This window comes from Bradyrhizobium sp. MI1.7, assembly GCF_055811795.1.
Window position 1 is genome coordinate 217452 of the sequence record NZ_JBVVPO010000001.1, and the last position, 19678, is coordinate 237129.

The following is a 19678-nucleotide window of genomic DNA, read 5'->3' on the forward strand; positions in this document are numbered from 1 at the left end:
ATGACTGATACCCCCACCCGCATCTATGTCGACGCCGACGCCTGCCCGGTGAAGGACGAGATCTACCGCGTCGCGCTCCGGCACGGAGTGCCCGTGAGCGTGGTCGCCGGCAACTTCATCCGCGTTCCGCAAGACCCGATGATCGAGCGGATCGCGGCCGGCGCCGGCATGGATGCCGCCGACGACCGGATCGCGGAGCGGGCCAAGCCGGGCGACGTCGTCGTGACATCGGACATTCCGCTGGCGAGCCGTTGCGTGAAAGCGGGCGCCGACGTGATCGCACCGAACGGCAAGCCGTTCACGGAAGAGTCGATCGGAATGACGCTGGCGGTGCGCAATCTGATGACGGATCTGCGTTCGGCCGGCGAGGTCACCGGCGGCCCACGCTCGTTCGCGCCGCGCGACCGCTCCGCGTTCCTCTCCGCGCTCGACCAGACGCTGCGCCGGATCCAGCGCCGCCGTGCCGACCAGGCCGCGACGAGCCAGAATTTGAATCAAGGCTAGTCATGGCGCCGCCCCTGATCCAACTCAAAGACATCAAGCTCACCTTTGGCGGCACGCCGCTGCTGAGCGGCGTCGAGCTCAACGTCGCGCCGAGCGAGCGCGTCTGCTTGATCGGCCGCAACGGCTCCGGCAAGTCGACGCTGCTGAAGATCGCAGCCGGCCTCGTCGAGCCCGACGGCGGCACGCGCTTCGTGCAGCCGGGCGCCACCGTTCGCTATCTGCCGCAGGAGCCTGACTTCGGCGACCACAAGACCACGCTCGCCTATGTCGAGGCGGGCCTCGCGCCCGGCGACGACCCGTACCAGGCACGCTACCTCGTGGAGCAGCTCGGGCTTACCGGCAACGAGAACCCGGCCAACGTCTCCGGCGGCGAGGCCCGCCGTGCCGCGCTGGCACGCGTGCTGGCGCCCTCGCCCGACATATTGCTGCTGGACGAGCCGACCAACCATCTGGACCTCTCCACCATCGAATGGCTGGAAAAGGAGCTCGACAGCCGCCGCGGCGCGCTGGTGATCATCAGCCATGACCGCCGTTTCCTCACCAATCTCTCGCGCTCGACCGCATGGCTCGACCGCGGCAAGATCAAGCAGATCGATCGTGGCTTCGCCTCGTTCGAGAGCTGGCGCGACGAGGTGCTCGCCGAGGAAGAGCGCGACCAACACAAGCTCGACCGCAAGATCGTCGACGAGGAGCACTGGCTGCGCCACGGCGTCTCCGGCCGCCGCAAGCGCAACGTCAAGCGGCTCGGCAATCTGCATGCACTGCGCGACCAGCGCCGCAACTATCGCGGCACGGCCGGCACCGCCAGTCTCGCTGCGTCCGAAGCGGAGCAATCCGGCAAGCTGGTGATCGAGGCCAAGGGCATCACCAAGGCCTTCGGCGACCGCGTGATCGTCGACAATTTTTCCACCCGCATCCAGCGCGGCGACCGGCTCGGCATCGTCGGACCGAACGGCGCCGGCAAGACCACGCTGGTCAACCTGCTGACCGGCGGCGCGGAGCCTGATTCCGGCATCTTGCGGCTCGGCGCCAATCTTGAGACGGCCACGCTCGATCAGCACCGCGAAAGCCTCGATCCCAAGTCGACGCTGGCCGAGGCGCTAACCGGCGGCCGCGGCGACCAGATCATGGTCGGCGGCAAACCGAAGCATGTGGTCGGCTACATGAAGGACTTCCTGTTCGCCCAGGAGCAGCGCGGCACGCCTGTCGAGGTGCTCTCGGGCGGTGAGCGCGGCAGGCTGATGCTGGCGCGCGCGCTGGCAAAGCCCTCGAACCTGCTGGTGCTGGACGAACCGACCAACGATCTCGACCTCGAGACGCTCGACGTGCTCGAGGACATGCTCGGCGACTACGAGGGCACCGTGATCCTGATCAGCCACGACCGCGACTTCCTCGACCGCGTCGTCACGTCCGTGATCGCACCCGAAGGCAACGGCAAGTGGACCGAATATGCCGGCGGCTACAGCGACATGCTGGCGCAGCGCGGTGCCGATCTCAAGCGCGAGACGACGAAGGCGCAAGCCCCCGCGGAGAAGAAAGAGGAGCGGCTGGCTGCTCCGCCCGCCACGGCAAAACGTCGGTTGAGCTTCAACGAGAAGCACGCGCTGGAAACGCTGCCGAAGAAGATCGAGACCCTGCACGCCGACATTGCCAAGCTGCAGCGCTTCCTTGATGATCCCAATCTCTACACCAAAGACCGCAAGAAATTCGACGACACCTCCGCCTCCATCGCCAAGGCGCACGACGAATTGTCCGCCGCCGAAGAGCGCTGGCTCGAACTGGAAATGCTCCGCGAAGAGATTGAACAGGCTTAACTCATGACCACTCCCCTCGCCGCCAAAATCGCCCGTGAATATGGCACGCCCTGCGCCGTCATCGACATGGACCGGGTCGAGCGCAACATCGCACGGATCCAGAAGGCCTGCGACGATGCGGGTGTCGCCAACCGGCCGCACATCAAGACGCACAAGAACCCGACGATCGCCAAGCTGCAGGTTGCGGCCGGCGCGAAGGGCATCACCTGCCAGAAGCTCGGCGAGGCCGAGATCATGGCCAATGCCGGCATCGACGACATCCTGATCAGCTACAATCTGCTCGGCGAAGAGAAGATGGCGCGCCTCGGCGCGCTGCAGGCGAAGGCGAACATGACGGTCGCTGCCGATAACTCGACGGTCGTCGCCGGCCTGCCCAAGGCAGCCGCAGCCTCGGGTCGTCCGCTCTCGGTCGTGGTCGAATGCGATACGGGGCGCAAGCGCGCGGGCGTCGAGACCCCGGCTGAGGCGATTGCGCTGGCCCGCGAGATCGCCGGGTCCAAGGGGCTCGAATTCGCCGGCTTCATGCTGTACCCGACCGAGACCGGTTGGGCCGACGCGCAGAAATTCTTCGACGAGGCGCTGGCCGGCGTGCGCGCGCACGGATTGGACGCCAAGATCGTCTCGACCGGCGGCACGCCGAACCTGAAGAATCTCGGCAAGCTCAAGGGCGGCACCGAGCATCGCTTCGGCACCTACATCTACAATGACCGCATGCAGGTCGCCGCCGGCTCCGCCACCTGGGACGATTGCGCGCTGCACATCTATTCGACGGTCGTCAGCCGCGCCGCGCCCGAGCGCGGCATTCTGGACGCCGGCTCCAAGACGCTGACGACGGACACCGGCGGCCTCGACGGCCACGGCCTGATCCTGGAGCACCCCGAGGCCAAAATTGCGCGCTTCGCGGAAGAACACGGCTTCCTCGACCTCTCACGCAGCAACACGCGCCCCAATGTCGGCGACGTCGTGCGGATCGTGCCCAATCACGTCTGCGTCGTCGTCAACATGATGGACGAGGTCGTGATGGTGCGCGGCGAGGAGATCATCGGCACGCTGCCGGTGGCGGCGCGCGGGAAGCTGCGCTAGGCGCGAATTAGAGCTTGCAGCTCCCGATCCAGTCCGTCGCGGAACAGGTTGATCGGGCGAGTCAGTCGCCCGGCCGGCGGGCGATGTACCAGCCATGCGCGCACGGCGGGATTGAACTCCCGCGCAGCGACCGGCTTGAGCTTGTCGCGAAATGCGCTGCGCTTCAGCCCGATCGGCGTGACCAGGCCGACGCCCAGACCGCGTGACACCAGCGACAGCCGAAGCTCGCTGTCCAGCGCCTCCACAGCGACGGTGAACGGTAAATGCTCTGCATCGAAGCGACGCTTGAGTGTGTCGCGAAATCCGCAACCGTCCTGGTTGATCACCCACGAGAGCTGCGACAGGCGCTCCAGGTCGACGGTGCGCGGAATCTTCATGTCGCGCGCGACGACGAACACCACCGGCTGCGACCCGAGATCGTCGGCGACGAGATCGGCAGGCGGCGTTGCCCCGTCAGGCAGGCAGATCGCGGCGGCATCCAGCTCGTTGCGGCTGACCCGCTCGACTTGGTTGGGCGACCAGCCCGAGACGACGCGCACGCTCAGTGCCGGAAATTCGGCACGCACCGCGTCGAGCGGCGCGCTGAGTCCGGACTCGGAGAGAAACGGCGTGAGGCCGAGCCTGAACTCGCCGCGTACAACGCCGTCATTGGCGACGCCTGACTTGAGGTCGTCCAGCATCCGAAGAAGGCGCCGGCCCTGCTCATAGGCCTCACGACCTGCGGCCGTGGGCTTCAACGGTTTCGACAGGCGGTCCAACAACTGCGCGCCCAGCATCTCCTCGAGATTTTGGATGCGCCGGGTTACGCCAGGCTGCGTGAGATTGAGGCGCGTCGAGGCGGCAACGATTGATCCGGTCTCGACCACAGCGACGAAGGCGACAAGGTCATGGGTATTCATAACGAACTCGCATATTCTTTATAGGCTTAATTGAATTGTAGCATATTAGTCACCCCGCTTAAAGGGGACCCCGTACCCTGCCCGCGAGGTCCCATGACCATCTCCGAAACCACCAAGCTCGCATCCCCGAAGCAACTTGCCGAGCGATCCCTGATCTGGCTCGGCGCCATCACCACCGGCGTCGTCGTCACCAATTTGTTCGCGCCGCAGATCCTCGTTGGACTGATCGGCCGGTCGCTGGTCATGACCGCCTGGCAGGCTGGCCTCGTCAGCACGCTAACGCTGCTCGGCTATGCGCTCGGCCTGTTGTTGCTGGTGCCGCTGGTCGATCTCATCGAGAACCGGCGCCTGATCCTGCGCACGCTCGGCTGCGCGATCTTCGCGGCGCTGGCAACGGCGCTGGCGCCGACGCCGTCGCTGCTATTGCTCGCCACGTTCATTCTCGGCGCCTCCTGCGCCGCGATCCAGATGATGGTTCCGCTCGTGGCTTCGATGGTGGCGCCCGAGCGTCGCGGCCAGGCCATCGGTGAGGTCATGAGCGGATTGATGATCGGCATCCTGCTGTCGCGGCCGGCAGCGAGCCTGATCGCAGATCTCTGGAGCTGGCGTGCCTATTATCTCGCCTCAGCCATCCTAATGACGTTCCTCGCGGGTGCGCTCGGCCGTTATCTGCCGACGCTGCGACCGGCAGCCCGCGTCGGCTACGGCGAATTGCTCCGTTCGTTCCCAAAGCTGCTGCGGGAAGAACCTGTGCTGCGCGTGCGGGCCTGGACCGCATCGCTGGTTATGGCCTCCTTCACCGCCTTCTGGTCGGCGGTCGCGCTGCGCCTGCCGGAGGCTCCATTCGGCCTCGACTCCAAGGGCATCGCGGCCTTCGCGCTGATCGGCGTCGCAGGCGCCGCGGCGACACCGCTCGCTGGCCGCTGGGGCGATAAGGGCTGGGCGCGCCCGCTGTTTCTTGTGGCGCATCTGCTCATCATCGGCTCGCTCGCGCTCTGCGCCGTGGCCGGTGCGATGGAGTCCCGCATGGCGGCTCTGCTGGTATTGAGTCTCGGCACGATCCTGCTCGACGTCGGCATCACCGCCGACCAGACGCTCGGCCGCCGCGCCGTCAATCTGCTGCACCCCGAGGCGCGCGGCCGCATCAACGGCCTGTTCGTTGCGCTGTTCTTCATCGGCGGCGGCGTCGGCTCCGCAGCGGCCTCGCTGGCCTGGAGTTTTGGCGGCTGGACCGCTGTCTGCGTGGTCGCGGCGAGCTTTGGTGTGCTAGGTCTTCTCACCGATCTTCTGACCAGGACCGGCACGTCGTGATCAGGACGACGCGAGCCATCGCAACACGCCCCTTCCGGCCGCCGCCCCCGTCGCAAACGACGCCTGCAACAGATAGCCGCCGGTCGGCGCCTCCCAGTCCAGCATCTCGCCGGCGGCGAACACGCCGGGCAGCTCGCGCAGCATCAGGCGTTCGTCGAGCTCGTCGAAGGTCACCCCGCCCGCGGTCGAGATGGCGCGCTCGATCGGGGCAACGCCGGTGAGCTGAACCGGAATAGCGTTGATCAGCTTCGCAAGCTCCGCCGGCGAGAACGTCGCCAGCGGCCGGCCGGATGCGATGGCGGCCTCCTGCATCAGGCCGATGCCGACCGGCGACAGCTGCGCCGCCTTGCGCAGGAAGTTCGCCAGCGATTGCTTGCCGCGCGTGCCCGACAGGCGCGTGGTCAGCGCGGCGACGTCGAGCTCGGGCCGCAATGCGATCGTCAGCGTCGCCTGCCCGAGACCCAGCACCGCCTCGCGCAGCTCGGCCGACAACGTGTAGATGGCGCCACCTTCGATGCCGCTGCGCGTGATCATGGCTTCGCCGCGGACTGTATGCGCCCCGATCGTCAGCGCCACGCCCTTGAGCGGCTGGCCCTCAAAGCGGTCGTGGAACACGTCGGACCATGCGACGGTGAAGCCGGAATTAGCCGGCCGCAGCTTCGAGATCGCAACGCCTTTGGACGCAAGGATATCGGCCCAGCCGCCGTCGGAGCCCAGCCGCGGCCAGCTTGCGCCGCCGAGCGCCAGCACAGTGGCTTTGGCTTCGATCGGCCTTTGCCCATCGTTGGTGCGAAATAGCAACCGCCCCTCACCGTCCCAGCCGATCCAGCGATGACGAAAGGCAAAGCGTACCCCCGCGGCATCGAGCCGCCGCAGCCAGGCGCGCAACAACGGCGAGGCCTTGAATGCCTTCGGAAACACACGGCCGCTAGTGCCGACAAAGGTCGGCTCGCCCAGTGCTTCGCTCCAGCCCCGTAGCGCCTCAGGGGAAAACGCCTCGATTGCCGCTCGCAGCCTTGGTGCTGCCTCGCGGTAGCGTGCCATGAACTCCGGCAGCGGCTCGCTGTGGGTGAGATTGAGCCCGCCCCGACCGGCCATCAGGAATTTGCGGCCCGCGGACGGCATGGCGTCGTAGACACTGACGCGGGCGCCGCCCTGCGCCAGCACCTCCGCCGCCATCAGCCCGGCGGGACCGGCGCCGATGACGACGATGTCAGTCAGAGCTTGATCCCCGCCCGTGCCGCGGCCTGCGCCACGTATTTCTGCGTCTGCTCGAACGCGCCCTGCAGCGCCTTGGCCTTCGACATGTCGCTGATCTCGGCGAAATGCGCGGCGACCGCATCCGGCGTCCAGTCGGATTCCGGCAGGTTGATGCCTTCGCTCTCCACAATCTTGATCACGGCGAAGGAGCCGGCACCGGCGCCCATGATGGTGCGGGTCGGTGCGTCCTCGCTCAGCATGTATTCGACAGCGGGCGTGATCGCGTTCGGCTTCATCAGTTGCAGCGCCTGTGGCGGCAGCAGCTCTTCCGTCATGCGGGTCGCCGCGGTCGGCGAGATGATGTTGACGCGGATGTCGGTCTTGCGGCCTTCCTCGGCCAGCACGTTCATCAGGCCGACCATGCCGGACTTGGCCGCGCCGTAATTGGCCTGGCCGAAATTGCCGTAGAGGCCGGAGGACGAGGTCGTCAGCACGATGCGGCCGTAATTGCGGTCGCGCATGCCGGCCCAGGCCGCCTTGCAGCAATAGAAGGTGCCGACGAGATGCACGTCGAGCACCTTCTGGAAATCGGCGGCCTCCATCTTGCCGAACGACTTGTCGCGCAGGATGCCGGCATTGGCGCACATCAGGTCGACGCTGCCCCACTCCTTGGTGGCGCGCTCGACCATCGCCGTGACTTGCTCGAAATTCGAGACGTCGGCGCCGTCGGCCATCGCGGTGCCGCCGGCTTTACGGATCTCCTCGACGACGGCTTCGGCCGGCGACAACGAGCCGCCGCTCCCGTCACGCGCGCCGCCGAAATCGTTGACGACGACCTTCGCGCCGCGGCTGGCCAGCCCCAGCGCATGCGCGCGTCCGAGGCCATTACCCGCGCCGGTGACGATGGCGACACGTCCGTCGAACCTGATTGCCATGTGCAGTTCCTGCCTCTTCTTCCTTCTCCCCTTGTGGGAGAAGGTGGCGCGAAGCGCCGGATGAGGGGTCTCTCTCGACAGATGCGCTCGCGGAGAGAGACCCCTCACCCGCCTCGCGTTCCGCGAGGCACCCTCTCCCACAAGGGGAGAGGGTCAGACCCGCGAAAATTTGTCAGCTTTTGAGCAGTGATGGATGGCGGGGTCAAGCCCGGCCATGGCGGCTTGGGCCTACGCGAAATAGATCAACCCGAGCCAGTCGGCGACCAGCGCCGGCCTGTCCTCGCCTTCGATCTCCACCGTGACGTTGGTGCGGGACTGCAACTCGTTGGGCTTGCGCAGCTTGGCTTCCGCTAGCACGAAACGGCCGCGGACGCGCTTGCCCGAGCGCACCGGCGAGATGAAGCGCAGCTTGTCGAAGCCGTAATTGACGCCCATCGTGGTGCCGGCGATGACCGGCATCACCTCGTAGGACATGATCGACAGCAGCGACATCGTCAGGAAGCCGTGGGCGATGGTGGTGCCGAAGGCGGTCTCCTTCTTCGCGCGCTCCGGATCGACATGGATGAACTGGTGATCCTCGATCACGTCGGCATAGGTGTCGATGCGTGGCTGATCGACCAGATGCCACGACGACACGCCGATCTCCTTGCCGACCATGGCCTGATAGGCTTCGAGGGAAATCGGCGGCTTCTTCCAGACTTCGTTCACTTAGGTCTCACTCCGTGTTTTCGGCAGCTCCGGAAAATCCTCTTCCCGGAATTCGCGACCGCGCAGGGGATCGTTGCGGTCGTCGTCGCGTTCCAGCCGTCTGAGCTGCACGCGGCGGATCTTGCCCGAGATCGTCTTCGGCAGCTCGGTGACGATTTCAAGGCGGCGGATGCGCTTGAACGGCGCAAGGCGCGTGTGCAGATGCCTGAAGATCGAGAGCGCGGTCTCGGGCGAGCGCTCCGCACCTGATGTCAGCAGCACAAAGGCCTTGGGGATCGCGAGCCGGATCGGGTCCGGGCTCGGTACCACCGCGGCTTCCGCGACGAGCTCATGCTCGAGCAGCACGCTCTCGAGCTCGAACGGGCTGATGCGATAATCGGAGGATTTGAACACGTCGTCGGAACGGCCAACGAAGGTGAGATAGCCATCCTCGTCTGCGAACACGACGTCACCGCTGCGGTAGAGTGCGCCTTCCGCGCCCGAGAGCTTGCCGTCGTCGCCCTGATAGCCCTGCATCAGGCCGGCCGGACGGTCAGCCCCGAGCACCAGCGCCACCTCGCCCTCCTTCGCCGGATGGCCGTCGGCGTCACTGACCTGCACGCGATAGCCCGGCAGCGGCCGGCCCATCGAGCCGACCTTGATCTTTTGGCCCGGCGAGTTGCCGGCCAGCGCGGTGGTCTCGGTCTGGCCGTAGCCGTCGCGGATGGTGAGGCCCCAGGCGGCCTGCACCTGGTCGATCACTTCCGGATTGAGCGGCTCGCCCGCGCCGCAGACCTCGCGCAAGCTCACCTTGAACGCCGCAAGGTTCTCCTGGATGAACAGCCGCCACACCGTCGGCGGCGCGCACAGCGTGGTGACGCCGCAGCGGCCGATGGTGGCAAGCAGACCCTTGGCATCGAAGCGCGGCTGGTTGACCACGAACACGGTCGCACCCGCATTCCACGGCGCGAAGAAGCAGCTCCAGGCGTGCTTGGCCCAGCCGGGCGATGAGATGTTGAGGTGGACGTCGCCCGGCTTCAGCCCGATCCAGTACATGGTCGAGAGATGGCCGACGGGATAACTGCGCTGGCTGTGCAGCACCAGCTTTGGTTTCGCCGTGGTGCCCGAGGTGAAATAGAGCAGCATCGGGTCGTCGGCATTGGTCGGACCGTCAGCCGTAAAGCTCTGCGAAGCCTTCGCTGCCTCGTCATAGGCAAGCCAGCCATCGGAGGCCGCACCGACGACGATGCGGACGATATTCTCAGCACCGAGACTTGCGAATTTCGTGACCTGGTCTTGCGCCGCGACCACCGCCTTCGCCTTGCCGCGATCGAGCCGGTCGCGCAGTTCGTCCGCGGTGAGCAGCGTGGTGGCGGGAATCACGACGACGCCGAGCTTCATCGCCGCCAGCATCGTCTCCCACAACGGCACCACATTGCCGAGCAGCAGCAGCAGGTGGTCGCCGCGCTTCAGACCCTGCGCGCGCAGGAAGTTGGCGACCTGGTTGGAGCGCTGCGAGAGCGCCGCGAAAGACAGCTTGGTTTGCTTGTCCTGTGCGGCATCGACGATCCAGAGCGCGGGCCGGTCCTTGGCGTCCGCATCCTTCGCGAGCTCGTCGAACCAGTCGAGCGCCCAATTGAAGGGAACCGGATCGGGCCAGCGGAAGTCTTTGACCGCTGTCTCGTAATCCGTGCGGTGTTTAAGCAGAAACGCGCGCGCGTCCTGAAATGTCGTCATTAGGCTTTCCCGGCTAGCCCCCTAACGTGCTTGATAATTCCGGAAAAATCCACCCCGCCCTGCCCGGCGGCATCGAAGGACTGATAGATCTCCTGCGCATGCTTGCCGAGCGGCGTGGCCGCTCCCGCGGCCTTGGCGGCGTCCTGCGCCAGCGTCAGATCCTTCACCATCAGCGCCGAGGCAAAGCCCGGCTTGTAATCGTTGTTGGCGGGCGAGGTCGGCACCGGCCCCGGCACCGGGCAATAGGTCGTCAGCGACCAGCACTGGCCCGACGAGGTCGAAGCGACGTCGAACAGCGCCTGATGCGAGAGCCCGAGCTTCTCACCGAGCGCAAAGGCCTCGCTCACCGCGATCATGGAAATGCCGAGGATCATGTTGTTGCAGATCTTTGCCGCCTGCCCGGCGCCGGCACCGCCGCAATGCACGATCTTCTTGCCCATCTTCTCCAGCACGGGCTTTGCCGCCGCAAACGCGCTCTCCTCGCCGCCGCACATGAAGGTGAGCGTCGCGCCCTTGGCACCACCCGTACCGCCGGACACCGGCGCATCGACCGAGAGCACGCCATGCTTGGCCGCCAGCGCATGCGCCTGACGCGCGCTCTCGACGTCGATGGTGGAGCTGTCGATGATCAGGGCGCCCTTGGCCATGGCGGGAACAACCTCGCTCCAGACGCCGAGCACGTGCTTGCCAGCCGGCAGCATGGTGACGACGACATCGGCGCCCTTCACCGCACCCGACGCGCTCTCAGCGATGGCGGCGCCATCGGCCTTGGCCTGGTTGCGCGAGGCCTCCGCGAGATCGAACGCCACCACCTTGTGGCCGGCCTTGACCAGATTGGCCGCCATCGGGCCGCCCATGTTGCCGAGACCGATGAATGCGATCGTGGCCATATCGATATCCTCCGCTAGACGTTTCGTTGATTAGTTGAACTTCAGTTCGTCGGCGCCGATCTCGGCGAAATACGGCGCAATCATCGCCGGCGTCACGTCCTCGATGCGCGGCGGCGACCAGGTCGGATTGCGGTCCTTGTCGATCACGGCCGCGCGCACGCCTTCGCGGAAATCGTCGCTGCGGAAGACCTCCAGCGCAGCGCGATATTCGCGCACCAGGCACTCTTCCAGGCTCGATGCGGTGCGCGCGAGCCGCAGCAGCTTCAACGTCACCACCATGCCGCGCGGCGATTTTTCGTTGAGCGTCTTCAGCGTCGACTGCGCGAACTCCGACCCGTCGCGCTTGAGCGCAGCGACGATGTCCTCCATGCGGTCGAAGCCGAACAACGCGTCGATAACAGGCTCTTTCGCGGCGACCGGCCCCGCGGTCTCCCCGGTCGCAAAACCGTTGATGAGCTTGCTCACGTCGGCTGCGGTCGCCCCGGAACGAGTCCTTGTCAGAGCCTCGCGCAGTTCCGGCAATTTCACCGCCGGCACGACAGCATCGGCGAACTTCGCATGGATTGCATCGGGCCCGTTCATGGTCTGGCCGGTCAGGCCGAAATACGTGCCGATCTCGCCCGGCGAGCGCGACAACAGAAAGGTGCCGCCGACATCGGGGAAGAAGCCGAGCCCGACCTCGGGCATCGCGAGCCTGGTGCGGTCGGTGACGACGCGGTGGCTGGCATGGGCGGAGAGCCCGACGCCACCGCCCATCACGATGCCGTCCATGAACGCGACATACGGTTTCGGAAACTTCTTGATCCGGGCGTTGAGGATGTACTCCTCACGCCACAGGATCTTGCCGAGGTCACCATTGACCTTCGAGCTTTCCCAGAGCGTGCGGATGTCGCCGCCGGCACAGAGGCCGCGCTCGCCGGCCCCCTCCAGCAGGATCACGGCGACGGCCGGATCAGTCTCGAAGCGGTCAAGCGCGGTCTCGATGTCCCGAAACATCTCCAGCGTCACGGCATTGATGGCCTTGGGGCGGTTGAGCCGGATCACCCCGGCTGCGCCCTCGACGCGGGCGACCAGATCGCCCTCCTCCACTGAACTCATCGCGCGCCCTCGATCAATTTGCGCGCCACGATGAGCCGCATGATTTCATTGGTGCCTTCGAGGATCTGGTGCACGCGCAGATCGCGCACGATCTTCTCGATACCGTATTCGCTGAGATAGCCGTAGCCGCCATGGAGCTGGAGCGCCTGGTTGGCGACCTCGAAGCCGACGTCGGTGCCGAAGCGCTTTGCCATGGCGCAGAGCATGGTGGCATCGGGGTCCTTGCGGTCGAGCGCCGCCGCTGCGCGCCACAGGAAGGTGCGCGCGGCCTCGAGCTCGATCGCCATGTCGGCGAGACGGAATTGCAATGCCTGGAATTCGTCGAGACGTTTTCCAAAAGCCTTGCGCTCCTTCATGTAGGTGCGCGCCTTGTCGAGCGCGGTCTGCGCGCCGCCGAGCGAGCATGCGGTGATGTTGAGGCGGCCGCCGTCGAGGCCGGCCATCGCGATCTTGAAGCCGATGCCCTCCTCGCCGAGGCGGTTGGCGACCGGCACGCGCGCGTTCTCGAACATCACGGCGCGGGTCGGCTGCGCATTCCAGCCCATTTTGCGCTCATTGGCGCCGTAGGAGACGCCGGGCGTGTTGCCGTCGATCACGAGGGTCGAGACGCCGCCGGCACCGTCACCGCCGGTTCGGACCATGGCGACAAGAAGATCCGTGCCGCCGGCGCCGGAGATGAACTGCTTCTGGCCGTTGAGGACGTAATGATCGCCGTCACGCACGGCACGGGTGCGCAGCGCTGCCGCATCGGAGCCGGCGCCCGGCTCGGTCAGGCAGTAGCTCGCGATCAGCTCCATCGAGCAGAGTTTCGGCAACCATTTGTGGCGCTGGGTGTCGCTGCCGAAGGCATCGATCATCCAGGACGCCATGTTGTGGATGGAGATGAAGGCCGAGGTGGTCGGACAGCCCGTTGCCAGCGCCTCGAAGATCAGCGCCGCGTCGAACCGCGTCATGGCGGAACCGCCGACATCCTCGCGGATGTAGATGCCGCCCATGCCGAGGGTCGCCGCCTCACGCATCACGTCGACGGGGAAATGCTTTTCCTCGTCCCAGCGCAGCGCGTGCGGCGCGATCTTCTCGGCCGCAAACGCCAACGCCATGTCGCGAACCGCGACCTGATCCTCGTTCAGAGCGAACTGCATCCCCGGCCTCGCTCTTGAGAGGGTTACTTCATCAGCGGGATCGAGAACTCCGCACCTTCCTTGACGCCGGACGGCCAGCGCGAGGTCACCGTCTTGGTCTTGGTGTAGAAGCGCACCGAGTCCGGGCCGTGCTGGTTGAGATCGCCGAAGCCCGACTTCTTCCAGCCGCCGAAGGTGTAGTAGGCGATCGGCACCGGGATCGGCACGTTGACGCCGACCATGCCGACATTGACCTTGGCCGCGAAGTCGCGCGCGGCGTCGCCGTCGCGGGTGAAGATGGCGACGCCGTTGCCGTAGTCATGATCCGACGGCAACGCCAGCGCTTCCTTGTAGTCGTGCGCGCGCACGACCGAGAGCACGGGCCCAAAGATTTCTTCCTTGTAGATCCGCATGTCCTTGGTGACGTTGTCGAACAGCGAACCGCCGAGATAGAAGCCCTTCTCGTAGCCCTGCATCTTGAAGCCGCGGCCGTCGACGGCGAGCGTCGCGCCTTCCTTGATGCCGATGTCGATGTAGCTCTTGACCTTCTCGACCGCCTCGCGCGTCACCAGCGGACCGTAGTCCGCCGACGGATCGATCGAGGTACCGATCTTGAGCGACTCGACGCGCGGGATCAGCTTTTCCATCAGCCGGTCGGCGGTGGACTTGCCGACGGGGACCGCGACCGACACGGCCATGCAACGCTCGCCGGCCGAGCCGTAGCCTGCACCGATCAGCGCGTCGACCGCCTGGTCCATGTCAGCGTCGGGCATGATGATGGCGTGGTTCTTGGCCCCGCCGAAACACTGGCAGCGCTTGCCGGTCTGGGCTGCGCGCTCATAGATGTATTGCGCGATCGGCGTGGAGCCGACGAAGCCGATGGCCTTGATATCGGGATCGTCGAGGATGGCGTCGACAGCTTCCTTGTCGCCGTTGACGACGTTGAGGATGCCAGCCGGCAGGCCCGCCTCGATCATCAGCTCGGCGAGCATCATCGGCACGCCGGGGTCGCGCTCGGACGGCTTCAGGATGAAGGCGTTGCCGCAGGCGATGGCAGGGGCAAACTTCCACATCGGGATCATCGCCGGGAAGTTGAACGGCGTAATGCCCGCAACGACGCCGAGCGGCTGGCGCATGGAATAGATGTCGATCCCGGGGCCGGCGCCTTCGGTATATTCGCCCTTCATCAGATGCGGGATGCCGCAGGCGAACTCCGCGACTTCGAGGCCGCGCTGAATGTCGCCCTTGGCATCCGGCACGGTCTTGCCATGCTCACGCGCGAGCAGCTCGGCGAGCTTGTCGTAGTCGCGCTGCACCAGCTCGACGAATTTCATCATGACGCGGGCCCGGCGCTGCGGGTTGGTCGCGGCCCATTCCGGCTGGGCGGCACGGGCGTTCTCGACCGCGGCGCGGACCTCGGCCTTGGACGCCAGCGCCACCTTGGCCTGGACGTCGCCGGTCATCGGCTCGAAAACGTCGGCAGTGCGGCCCGAGGTGCCCTTGACCTCCTTGCCACCGATGAAATGTCCGATTGAACGCATGGAATGATCTCCTGAGGTCGAGCGTGAACGCTTTGACAAATCCTATCGACCTGCATTTTATAGGATTCAAGTCTGAGATAATGCACCATAGATGTGCGAAAATGCTGGATCAAGGTAGCATCGACTGGGACGACTTCCGCTTCGTGCTGGCCATCGTGCGGGGCGGCTCGGTTTCGGCTGCGGCTAAACAGCTCGGGGTCGACCACGCCACCGTGATCCGCCGCGTCGACCGGCTGGAGAGACACCTCTCGGCAAAGCTGTTTGACCGGCGCAAGACCGGCTATCTCCTCACCGAGGCCGGCCAGCGCGTCGCCGACAGCGCGGAAGCCATGGAATCGACCATCGTCGCCAACCAGGAGCAGGTCGGCGGCTCGGTGGCACGGCTGACCGGAACGGTGCGGATCGGCGCGCCCGACGGCTTCGGCACCGCCTTCCTGGCGCCGCGGCTGGCGCCATTCGCCGACCGCTATCCCGACCTCGATCTGCAACTTGTGGCCACCGCGCGGCTGTTCAGTCTCTCCAAGCGCGAAGCGGATATCGCGATCAGCCTGACCATGCCGAAGGAAGGCCGCATCGTCGGCCGCAAGCTCCTGGACTACCGGCTCGGGCTTTATGCGGCGCCGGCCTATCTCGACCGTTTCCCGAAGATCACCTCGCGGCAGGATCTGCCGCAGCATCGCTTCGTCGGCTACATCGAGGAGCTGCTGTTCACGCCCGAACTCGACTACCTCCCGCAGGTATCGCCGCGGATTTCGGCGCGCTTCCGTAGCGCCAATCTGATCGCGCAGCTCAATTCCACACTCGCGGGCTTCGGCATCGCCGTGCTGCCACACTTCATGGCGAGCGACTACCCGCAGCTGGTGGCGGTTCTGCCGGAGGAGATATCGATCACGCGGACGTTCTGGATGCTGATGCACGCGGACGGCAAGGATCTGGCGCGGATCCGCGCGGTGGCCGACTACATCGGCGAGATCGTGGAGCGCGAGCGGGCGTTGTTTGCGGGGGTAACGACGGTCTCCTAGGGTGGGCAAAGCGAAAGCGTGCCCACCATATCTGTTGCAGGCGTGGACAGATGGTGGGCACGGCGCAAGAGCGCCTTTGCCCACCCTACCGCATCTCAGCTCTGCTTCGCCTTCTTCGCCGCCGTCACCTTCGGCTCGCGCTTCGCGCCATCGAGCGCGCTGTCCTTGCCGGCCTTCAGCACCTCGTCCGACAGTTCGCTGGATCCTGCGATGCGCGCCAGCAGCATGGTGCCGGCCATCGTAGCCAATGTCGCGATGGCCTGCTTGCGCGCGGCCTTGCGCGGCAGGTTGGGGATGAAATCGGTCATCATCTCGACCATCTCGTCGAGCTTTCCGGCAAAGGCCTTGCGCGTCTTCGGGCTCTCGCGGGCGATCTCGGCGCCGAGCGCGGGAATCGAGCAGCCGTGGCCGGGATTGTCCCGATGCAGCGCCGAAAGATAGGTCTCGACGATCTGGGTCAGTTGCTTTTCGGGCGCGACCTGATCGGACTGCTTGCGCCAGTGCTCCATCGAGCGGTCCATGGCGTAGGCAAAGGCCTCGATCACCAGCGCCTCGCGCGAGTCGAAATGCGCGTAGAAGCCGCCATGGGTCAGGCCCGCCTCCTTCATGAGGTCGGCGACGCCGATGCCGTGAGCGCCCTTTTCGCGCAGCCGCACGGAGGCCTTCTTCACGATTCGGTCGTGGGTTTCCTGCTTGTGTTCCCGGGAATAGCGCATGCGGGTCTCATTGAATGTCGGAGATCATCTCATAACACAGAAATGGACCAGGCGGTGCATTAATTCATGTTAAGTTGTCGCGCCGATCATGGAAAAGGTTGCAGTTGCATGGACTGCGAGCGCACCCTTGCCGTCGCGGACAAAGCCCTCGGTGTAGCTGGTCTGGCGTCCCAGCTTGATGATCTTGCCTTCGGCCGAGATCAGCCCGGAACGGACCGACAGCGGGCGCAGGAACGTCATTTTCAGGTCGAGCGTCACTGACGACTGCCCGGCCTCCAGCCGCGTCGAGATCGCGCAGCCCATGGCGGTATCAATCAGCGCCGCGGCGGTCGCGCCGTGCAGGAGGCCAATGGTATTTTCGAGATCCTCGCGCGGCTCAAGTTCCATCACGATCCGGCCCGGCTCGACCACGGCCATGGTGAAACCGATCAATTTTGCGAAGGGCGGCGGCGGCAACCGGCCGTCGCGGATTCCCAGCATCGCGTCCATGCCTGAAAGCCCCATCGCTACTTTTGCAACCGGCGCAGGCACCTGCCAGTCCACCACGCGCTCACGCCGCTGCGCGGGCGAAAACAGGTCGAGTTGATCGTTACAGGTCATGGCGGCCTCTTTGTATGATGTATGTCATACTATGTCACGAACTTCGCCATGGCAACTCCGTCCCCCACCCGCTTGACAAGCAGGGCGTTTCGGCACCGAAGTGATCCCGACCCGCGCGCCTCGCGCATGTCCACGAAACTCCGAGATGCTCCGATGGAAATGCTCAACAATCACTGCGGCGTGACGCGCGATGCGCGCGGCGTCGTCCATGTCGCGATCTGCAACGCCGGCCCGCTCAACATTCTGGGCTCGCCCGTCACCGATGCCGTGCGCGAAGGCCTGCAGACCCTCGCGACTGACCGCAGCATCCGCGTCGTGGTGCTGCGCGGCCAGAGCGAGAAGAGCATGATCGGCGGAGCCGACATCAAGGAGATGGCCAAGCTCGACCAGAAGTCGGCCGAAGCCTTCATCAGCCGCCTGGGCGATCTCTGCGAGGCCGTGCGCCAATTCCCGGCCCCCGTGATCGCGCGGATGCCGGGCTGGTGCCTCGGCGGTGGCCTCGAAGTCGCCGCCGCCTGCGATTTCAGAATCGCTGCACACGATGCGCATTTCGGCATGCCGGAGGTCCGCGTCGGCATCCCCTCGGTGATCCACGCCGCCCTGCTTCCGCGCCTGATCGGCTGGGCCCGCGCCCGCTGGCTGGTGATGACGGCGGAGAACATCGACGCGCCGACGGCGCTGGCCTGGGGACTGGTGGACAAGGTCGCGCCGGAGGGTGGATTGGATGCCGAGGTCGAACACGTCGTGAAGGCGCTGCTCGAATGCGGCCCCGAGGCGCTGCGCTCGCAAAAGGCGCTGCTGCGGCAATGGGAGGAACTGCCGCTGACGGAGTCGGTAAATCTCAGCGTCAAGGTGTTCGGCGAGTCGTTCCTGTCGGACGAGCCGACGCGGCTGATGCAGGCTTTCGTAAACAGGAAGCGGTAGGCTGCCTCCACACTGACGGTGTCATGCCCCGGCTTGACCGGGGCATCCAGTACGCCGCGGCTCATCGGTTCGATCACCACCGCCTCTGGAATACTAGATCGCCCGATCAAGTCGGGCGATGACAGTGCCGTGCGGAGCGACCGCCACGCCAAAGTCCGCGACAGTCACGTCACCCCCTCCAATCGAACGACCAAATCTCATCCGAACCACGACAATTTCTCATGCCGGCTGCGGTTGCATTTTTTGCGCCGCATCATATGATGATCATAATCTTTTCCGTCATCGCTGGGAGTTTCATCATGGCCGAAGCCGCCGATCCCGTCGTCATCGTCTCCGCCGCCCGCACCCCGCTCGGCCGCTTCATGGGCGAGCTGTTGCCGCTGGCGGCACACAAGCTCGGATCGCATGTGATCAACGCCGCGCTGGAGCGCGCCAAGCTTGCGCCCGAGAAGGTGGATGAAGTTTTCATGGGCTGCGTGCTGCCGGCCGGACAAGGCCAGGCGCCGGCGCGACAGGCGGCACGTAGCGCCGGTCTGCCCGACGCCACGGGCGCGACCACGGTCAACAAGGTCTGCGGCTCCGGCATGAAGGCGACCATGCTGGCGCACGACATCATCCGCGCTGGCTCGGCCGAGATCGTCGTCTCTGGCGGCATGGAGAGCATGAGCAACGCGCCCTATCTGCTCGCCAAGGCCCGCGGTGGCTACCGCGCCGGGCACGACCGCATCATCGACCACATGATGATGGACGGGCTGGAGGATGCCTACGAGACCGGCCGTTCCATGGGCGATTTCGGCGAGGCCACCGCGGAAGCCTATCAGTTCACCCGCAAGGACCAGGATGCCTATGCGATGGAGACGCTGAGCCGTGCGCGCAAGGCGGTCGAGAGCGGCGCGTTCAAGGCCGAGATCGCGCCGATCACGCTGACCGAGAAAGCAGGCCCTCGCATCGTCGCCAATGACGAGCATCCGCTGAAGGTCGATCCTGCGAAAATCCCCGGATTGAAGCCGGCGTTCCGCGCCAACGGCACCATCACGCCGGCCGCCTCCTCCGCCAATGCCGACGGCGCCGCGGCGCTGGTGCTGACGAAGCGCTCGCTGGCTGATCGCAACGGCCTGCCGGCAATCGCCGAGATCAAGGGCCACGCCACCCACAGCCAGGAGCCGCAATGGTTCACGACGGCTCCGATCCCGGCGATCCGCAAGCTGCTCGACAAGGTCGGCTGGAGCGCCGGCGATGTCGACCTGTTCGAGATCAACGAGGCCTTCGCCGTGGTGGCGATGGCGGCGCAGCGCGACCTCGGCATCCCGCGCGAGAAGCTGAACATCAACGGCGGCGCCTGCGCGCTTGGCCATCCCATCGGTGCCACCGGCGCGCGGCTGATTGTGACGCTGCTGCACGCGCTCGAGGCGCAAAACCTCAAGCGCGGCGTTGCGGCACTCTGCATTGGCGGCGGTGAAGCCACGGCCATCGCCGTGGAGCGTCTGACGCACTGACCTAGATACGTCCGAAAATGAGGGAACTCTGTCATTTTCGACAGACGCGTCCCGTGCCATTCTACAAGCTCGTGCAGGTGTCTCAAAGCCTGCCCATCAA

Annotated in this window: 18 protein-coding genes; 7 read left to right on the forward strand and 11 right to left on the reverse strand. The window is 65.7% G+C overall.

What is annotated here, in order from left to right:
- Genes AC0L3X_RS01085 through AC0L3X_RS01095 form a run of 3 tightly spaced genes read left to right on the forward strand, consistent with a single transcriptional unit; the run spans window position 1 to window position 3401 of the window.
- Window positions 1–504, forward strand: coding sequence for a YaiI/YqxD family protein (locus tag AC0L3X_RS01085; protein WP_283018670.1), 504 nt, complete (start codon window positions 1–3; stop codon window positions 502–504).
- 2 nt (window positions 505–506) lie between these two features.
- A complete protein-coding gene (locus tag AC0L3X_RS01090) occupies window positions 507–2318 on the forward strand; it encodes an ABC-F family ATP-binding cassette domain-containing protein (RefSeq protein ID WP_063983806.1) in 1812 nt (603 codons plus the stop codon).
- Window positions 2319–2321: 3 nt separating this feature from the next.
- A complete protein-coding gene (locus AC0L3X_RS01095) occupies window positions 2322–3401 on the forward strand; it encodes a D-TA family PLP-dependent enzyme (RefSeq protein WP_063983807.1) in 1080 nt (359 codons plus the stop codon).
- Here AC0L3X_RS01095 and AC0L3X_RS01100 read toward each other — a convergent pair.
- A complete protein-coding gene (locus AC0L3X_RS01100) occupies window positions 3398–4300 on the reverse strand; it encodes a LysR family transcriptional regulator (protein ID WP_063983808.1) in 903 nt (300 codons plus the stop codon). The genes AC0L3X_RS01095 and AC0L3X_RS01100 overlap by 4 nt on opposite strands.
- A gap of 93 nt (window positions 4301–4393) precedes the next feature.
- On the opposite strand from AC0L3X_RS01100, the gene AC0L3X_RS01105 reads away from it, so the two are divergent.
- Window positions 4394–5611 carry an MFS transporter gene (locus AC0L3X_RS01105; protein ID WP_063983809.1) on the forward strand — a complete coding sequence of 406 codons (1218 nt, stop codon included), beginning with the start codon at window positions 4394–4396 and terminating at the stop codon, window positions 5609–5611.
- Here AC0L3X_RS01105 and AC0L3X_RS01110 read toward each other — a convergent pair whose 3' ends face one another.
- The 8 genes from AC0L3X_RS01110 to AC0L3X_RS01145 form a co-directional block, all read right to left on the reverse strand.
- The gene (locus AC0L3X_RS01110) at window positions 5612–6832 is read right to left on the reverse strand and encodes a BaiN/RdsA family NAD(P)/FAD-dependent oxidoreductase (RefSeq protein ID WP_084795379.1); all 1221 of its coding nucleotides are present in this window, start codon (window positions 6830–6832) and stop codon (window positions 5612–5614) included. It abuts the gene before it with no gap.
- Complete coding sequence (locus AC0L3X_RS01115) at window positions 6829–7746, reverse strand: SDR family NAD(P)-dependent oxidoreductase (RefSeq protein WP_063983811.1); 918 nt, start codon at window positions 7744–7746, stop codon at window positions 6829–6831. Before AC0L3X_RS01115 ends, AC0L3X_RS01110 begins: the two co-directional genes overlap by 4 nt.
- 228 nt (window positions 7747–7974) lie before the next feature.
- Window positions 7975–8454, reverse strand: a complete 480-nt coding sequence (locus AC0L3X_RS01120) for a MaoC family dehydratase (protein WP_063983812.1) — start codon at window positions 8452–8454, stop codon at window positions 7975–7977.
- On the reverse strand, window positions 8455–10170 hold the full coding sequence (locus tag AC0L3X_RS01125) for an AMP-binding protein (protein ID WP_063983813.1): 1716 nt from the start codon (window positions 10168–10170) through the stop codon (window positions 8455–8457).
- Window positions 10170–11066, reverse strand: a complete 897-nt coding sequence (mmsB, locus tag AC0L3X_RS01130; protein ID WP_256376502.1) for a 3-hydroxyisobutyrate dehydrogenase — start codon at window positions 11064–11066, stop codon at window positions 10170–10172. The genes AC0L3X_RS01125 and mmsB overlap by 1 nt, the downstream gene beginning before the upstream one ends.
- 24 nt (window positions 11067–11090) lie before the next feature.
- Window positions 11091–12158, reverse strand: a complete 1068-nt coding sequence (locus AC0L3X_RS01135) for an enoyl-CoA hydratase/isomerase family protein (protein WP_063983815.1) — start codon at window positions 12156–12158, stop codon at window positions 11091–11093.
- Window positions 12155–13300 carry an isobutyryl-CoA dehydrogenase gene (locus AC0L3X_RS01140; protein ID WP_063983816.1) on the reverse strand — a complete coding sequence of 382 codons (1146 nt, stop codon included), beginning with the start codon at window positions 13298–13300 and terminating at the stop codon, window positions 12155–12157. Before AC0L3X_RS01140 ends, AC0L3X_RS01135 begins: the two co-directional genes overlap by 4 nt.
- 23 nt (window positions 13301–13323) lie before the next feature.
- Window positions 13324–14820, reverse strand: a complete 1497-nt coding sequence (locus AC0L3X_RS01145) for a CoA-acylating methylmalonate-semialdehyde dehydrogenase (protein WP_063983817.1) — start codon at window positions 14818–14820, stop codon at window positions 13324–13326.
- Between the two features lie 101 nt (window positions 14821–14921).
- Here AC0L3X_RS01145 and AC0L3X_RS01150 point away from each other — a divergent pair, with 101 nt between their 5' ends.
- On the forward strand, window positions 14922–15842 hold the full coding sequence (locus AC0L3X_RS01150; protein WP_283018669.1) for a LysR family transcriptional regulator: 921 nt from the start codon (window positions 14922–14924) through the stop codon (window positions 15840–15842).
- A gap of 95 nt (window positions 15843–15937) precedes the next feature.
- Here AC0L3X_RS01150 and AC0L3X_RS01155 read toward each other — a convergent pair whose 3' ends face one another.
- Together AC0L3X_RS01155 and AC0L3X_RS01160 are read right to left on the reverse strand one after the other, a co-directional pair.
- Window positions 15938–16558, reverse strand: a complete 621-nt coding sequence (locus AC0L3X_RS01155; RefSeq protein ID WP_063983819.1) for a TetR/AcrR family transcriptional regulator — start codon at window positions 16556–16558, stop codon at window positions 15938–15940.
- A gap of 69 nt (window positions 16559–16627) precedes the next feature.
- The gene (locus tag AC0L3X_RS01160; protein ID WP_063983820.1) at window positions 16628–17158 is read right to left on the reverse strand and encodes a PaaI family thioesterase; all 531 of its coding nucleotides are present in this window, start codon (window positions 17156–17158) and stop codon (window positions 16628–16630) included.
- Between the two features lie 153 nt (window positions 17159–17311).
- Between AC0L3X_RS01160 and AC0L3X_RS01165 the strand changes: the two genes are divergently transcribed.
- Window positions 17312–18082, forward strand: coding sequence for an enoyl-CoA hydratase (locus AC0L3X_RS01165; RefSeq protein ID WP_063983821.1), 771 nt, complete (start codon window positions 17312–17314; stop codon window positions 18080–18082).
- Between the two features lie 299 nt (window positions 18083–18381).
- A complete protein-coding gene (locus tag AC0L3X_RS01170) occupies window positions 18382–19578 on the forward strand; it encodes an acetyl-CoA C-acyltransferase (protein ID WP_063986435.1) in 1197 nt (398 codons plus the stop codon).
- The last annotated feature ends 100 nt before the right edge of the window (window positions 19579–19678 follow it).

Coding starts and splice junctions, on each gene's coding strand:
- AC0L3X_RS01085 (WP_283018670.1), top strand. CDS start 1: ATGACTGATACCCCCACCCGCATCTATGTCGACGCCGACGCCTGCCCG.
- AC0L3X_RS01090 (WP_063983806.1), top strand. CDS start 507: ATGGCGCCGCCCCTGATCCAACTCAAAGACATCAAGCTCACCTTTGGC.
- AC0L3X_RS01095 (WP_063983807.1), top strand. CDS start 2,322: ATGACCACTCCCCTCGCCGCCAAAATCGCCCGTGAATATGGCACGCCC.
- AC0L3X_RS01100 (WP_063983808.1), bottom strand. CDS start 4,300: ATGAATACCCATGACCTTGTCGCCTTCGTCGCTGTGGTCGAGACCGGA.
- AC0L3X_RS01105 (WP_063983809.1), top strand. CDS start 4,394: ATGACCATCTCCGAAACCACCAAGCTCGCATCCCCGAAGCAACTTGCC.
- AC0L3X_RS01115 (WP_063983811.1), bottom strand. CDS start 7,746: ATGGCAATCAGGTTCGACGGACGTGTCGCCATCGTCACCGGCGCGGGT.
- AC0L3X_RS01125 (WP_063983813.1), bottom strand. CDS start 10,170: ATGACGACATTTCAGGACGCGCGCGCGTTTCTGCTTAAACACCGCACG.
- AC0L3X_RS01135 (WP_063983815.1), bottom strand. CDS start 12,158: ATGAGTTCAGTGGAGGAGGGCGATCTGGTCGCCCGCGTCGAGGGCGCA.
- AC0L3X_RS01140 (WP_063983816.1), bottom strand. CDS start 13,300: ATGCAGTTCGCTCTGAACGAGGATCAGGTCGCGGTTCGCGACATGGCG.
- AC0L3X_RS01145 (WP_063983817.1), bottom strand. CDS start 14,820: ATGCGTTCAATCGGACATTTCATCGGTGGCAAGGAGGTCAAGGGCACC.
- AC0L3X_RS01150 (WP_283018669.1), top strand. CDS start 14,922: ATGCTGGATCAAGGTAGCATCGACTGGGACGACTTCCGCTTCGTGCTG.
- AC0L3X_RS01155 (WP_063983819.1), bottom strand. CDS start 16,558: ATGCGCTATTCCCGGGAACACAAGCAGGAAACCCACGACCGAATCGTG.
- AC0L3X_RS01160 (WP_063983820.1), bottom strand. CDS start 17,158: ATGACCTGTAACGATCAACTCGACCTGTTTTCGCCCGCGCAGCGGCGT.
- AC0L3X_RS01165 (WP_063983821.1), top strand. CDS start 17,312: ATGGAAATGCTCAACAATCACTGCGGCGTGACGCGCGATGCGCGCGGC.
- AC0L3X_RS01170 (WP_063986435.1), top strand. CDS start 18,382: ATGGCCGAAGCCGCCGATCCCGTCGTCATCGTCTCCGCCGCCCGCACC.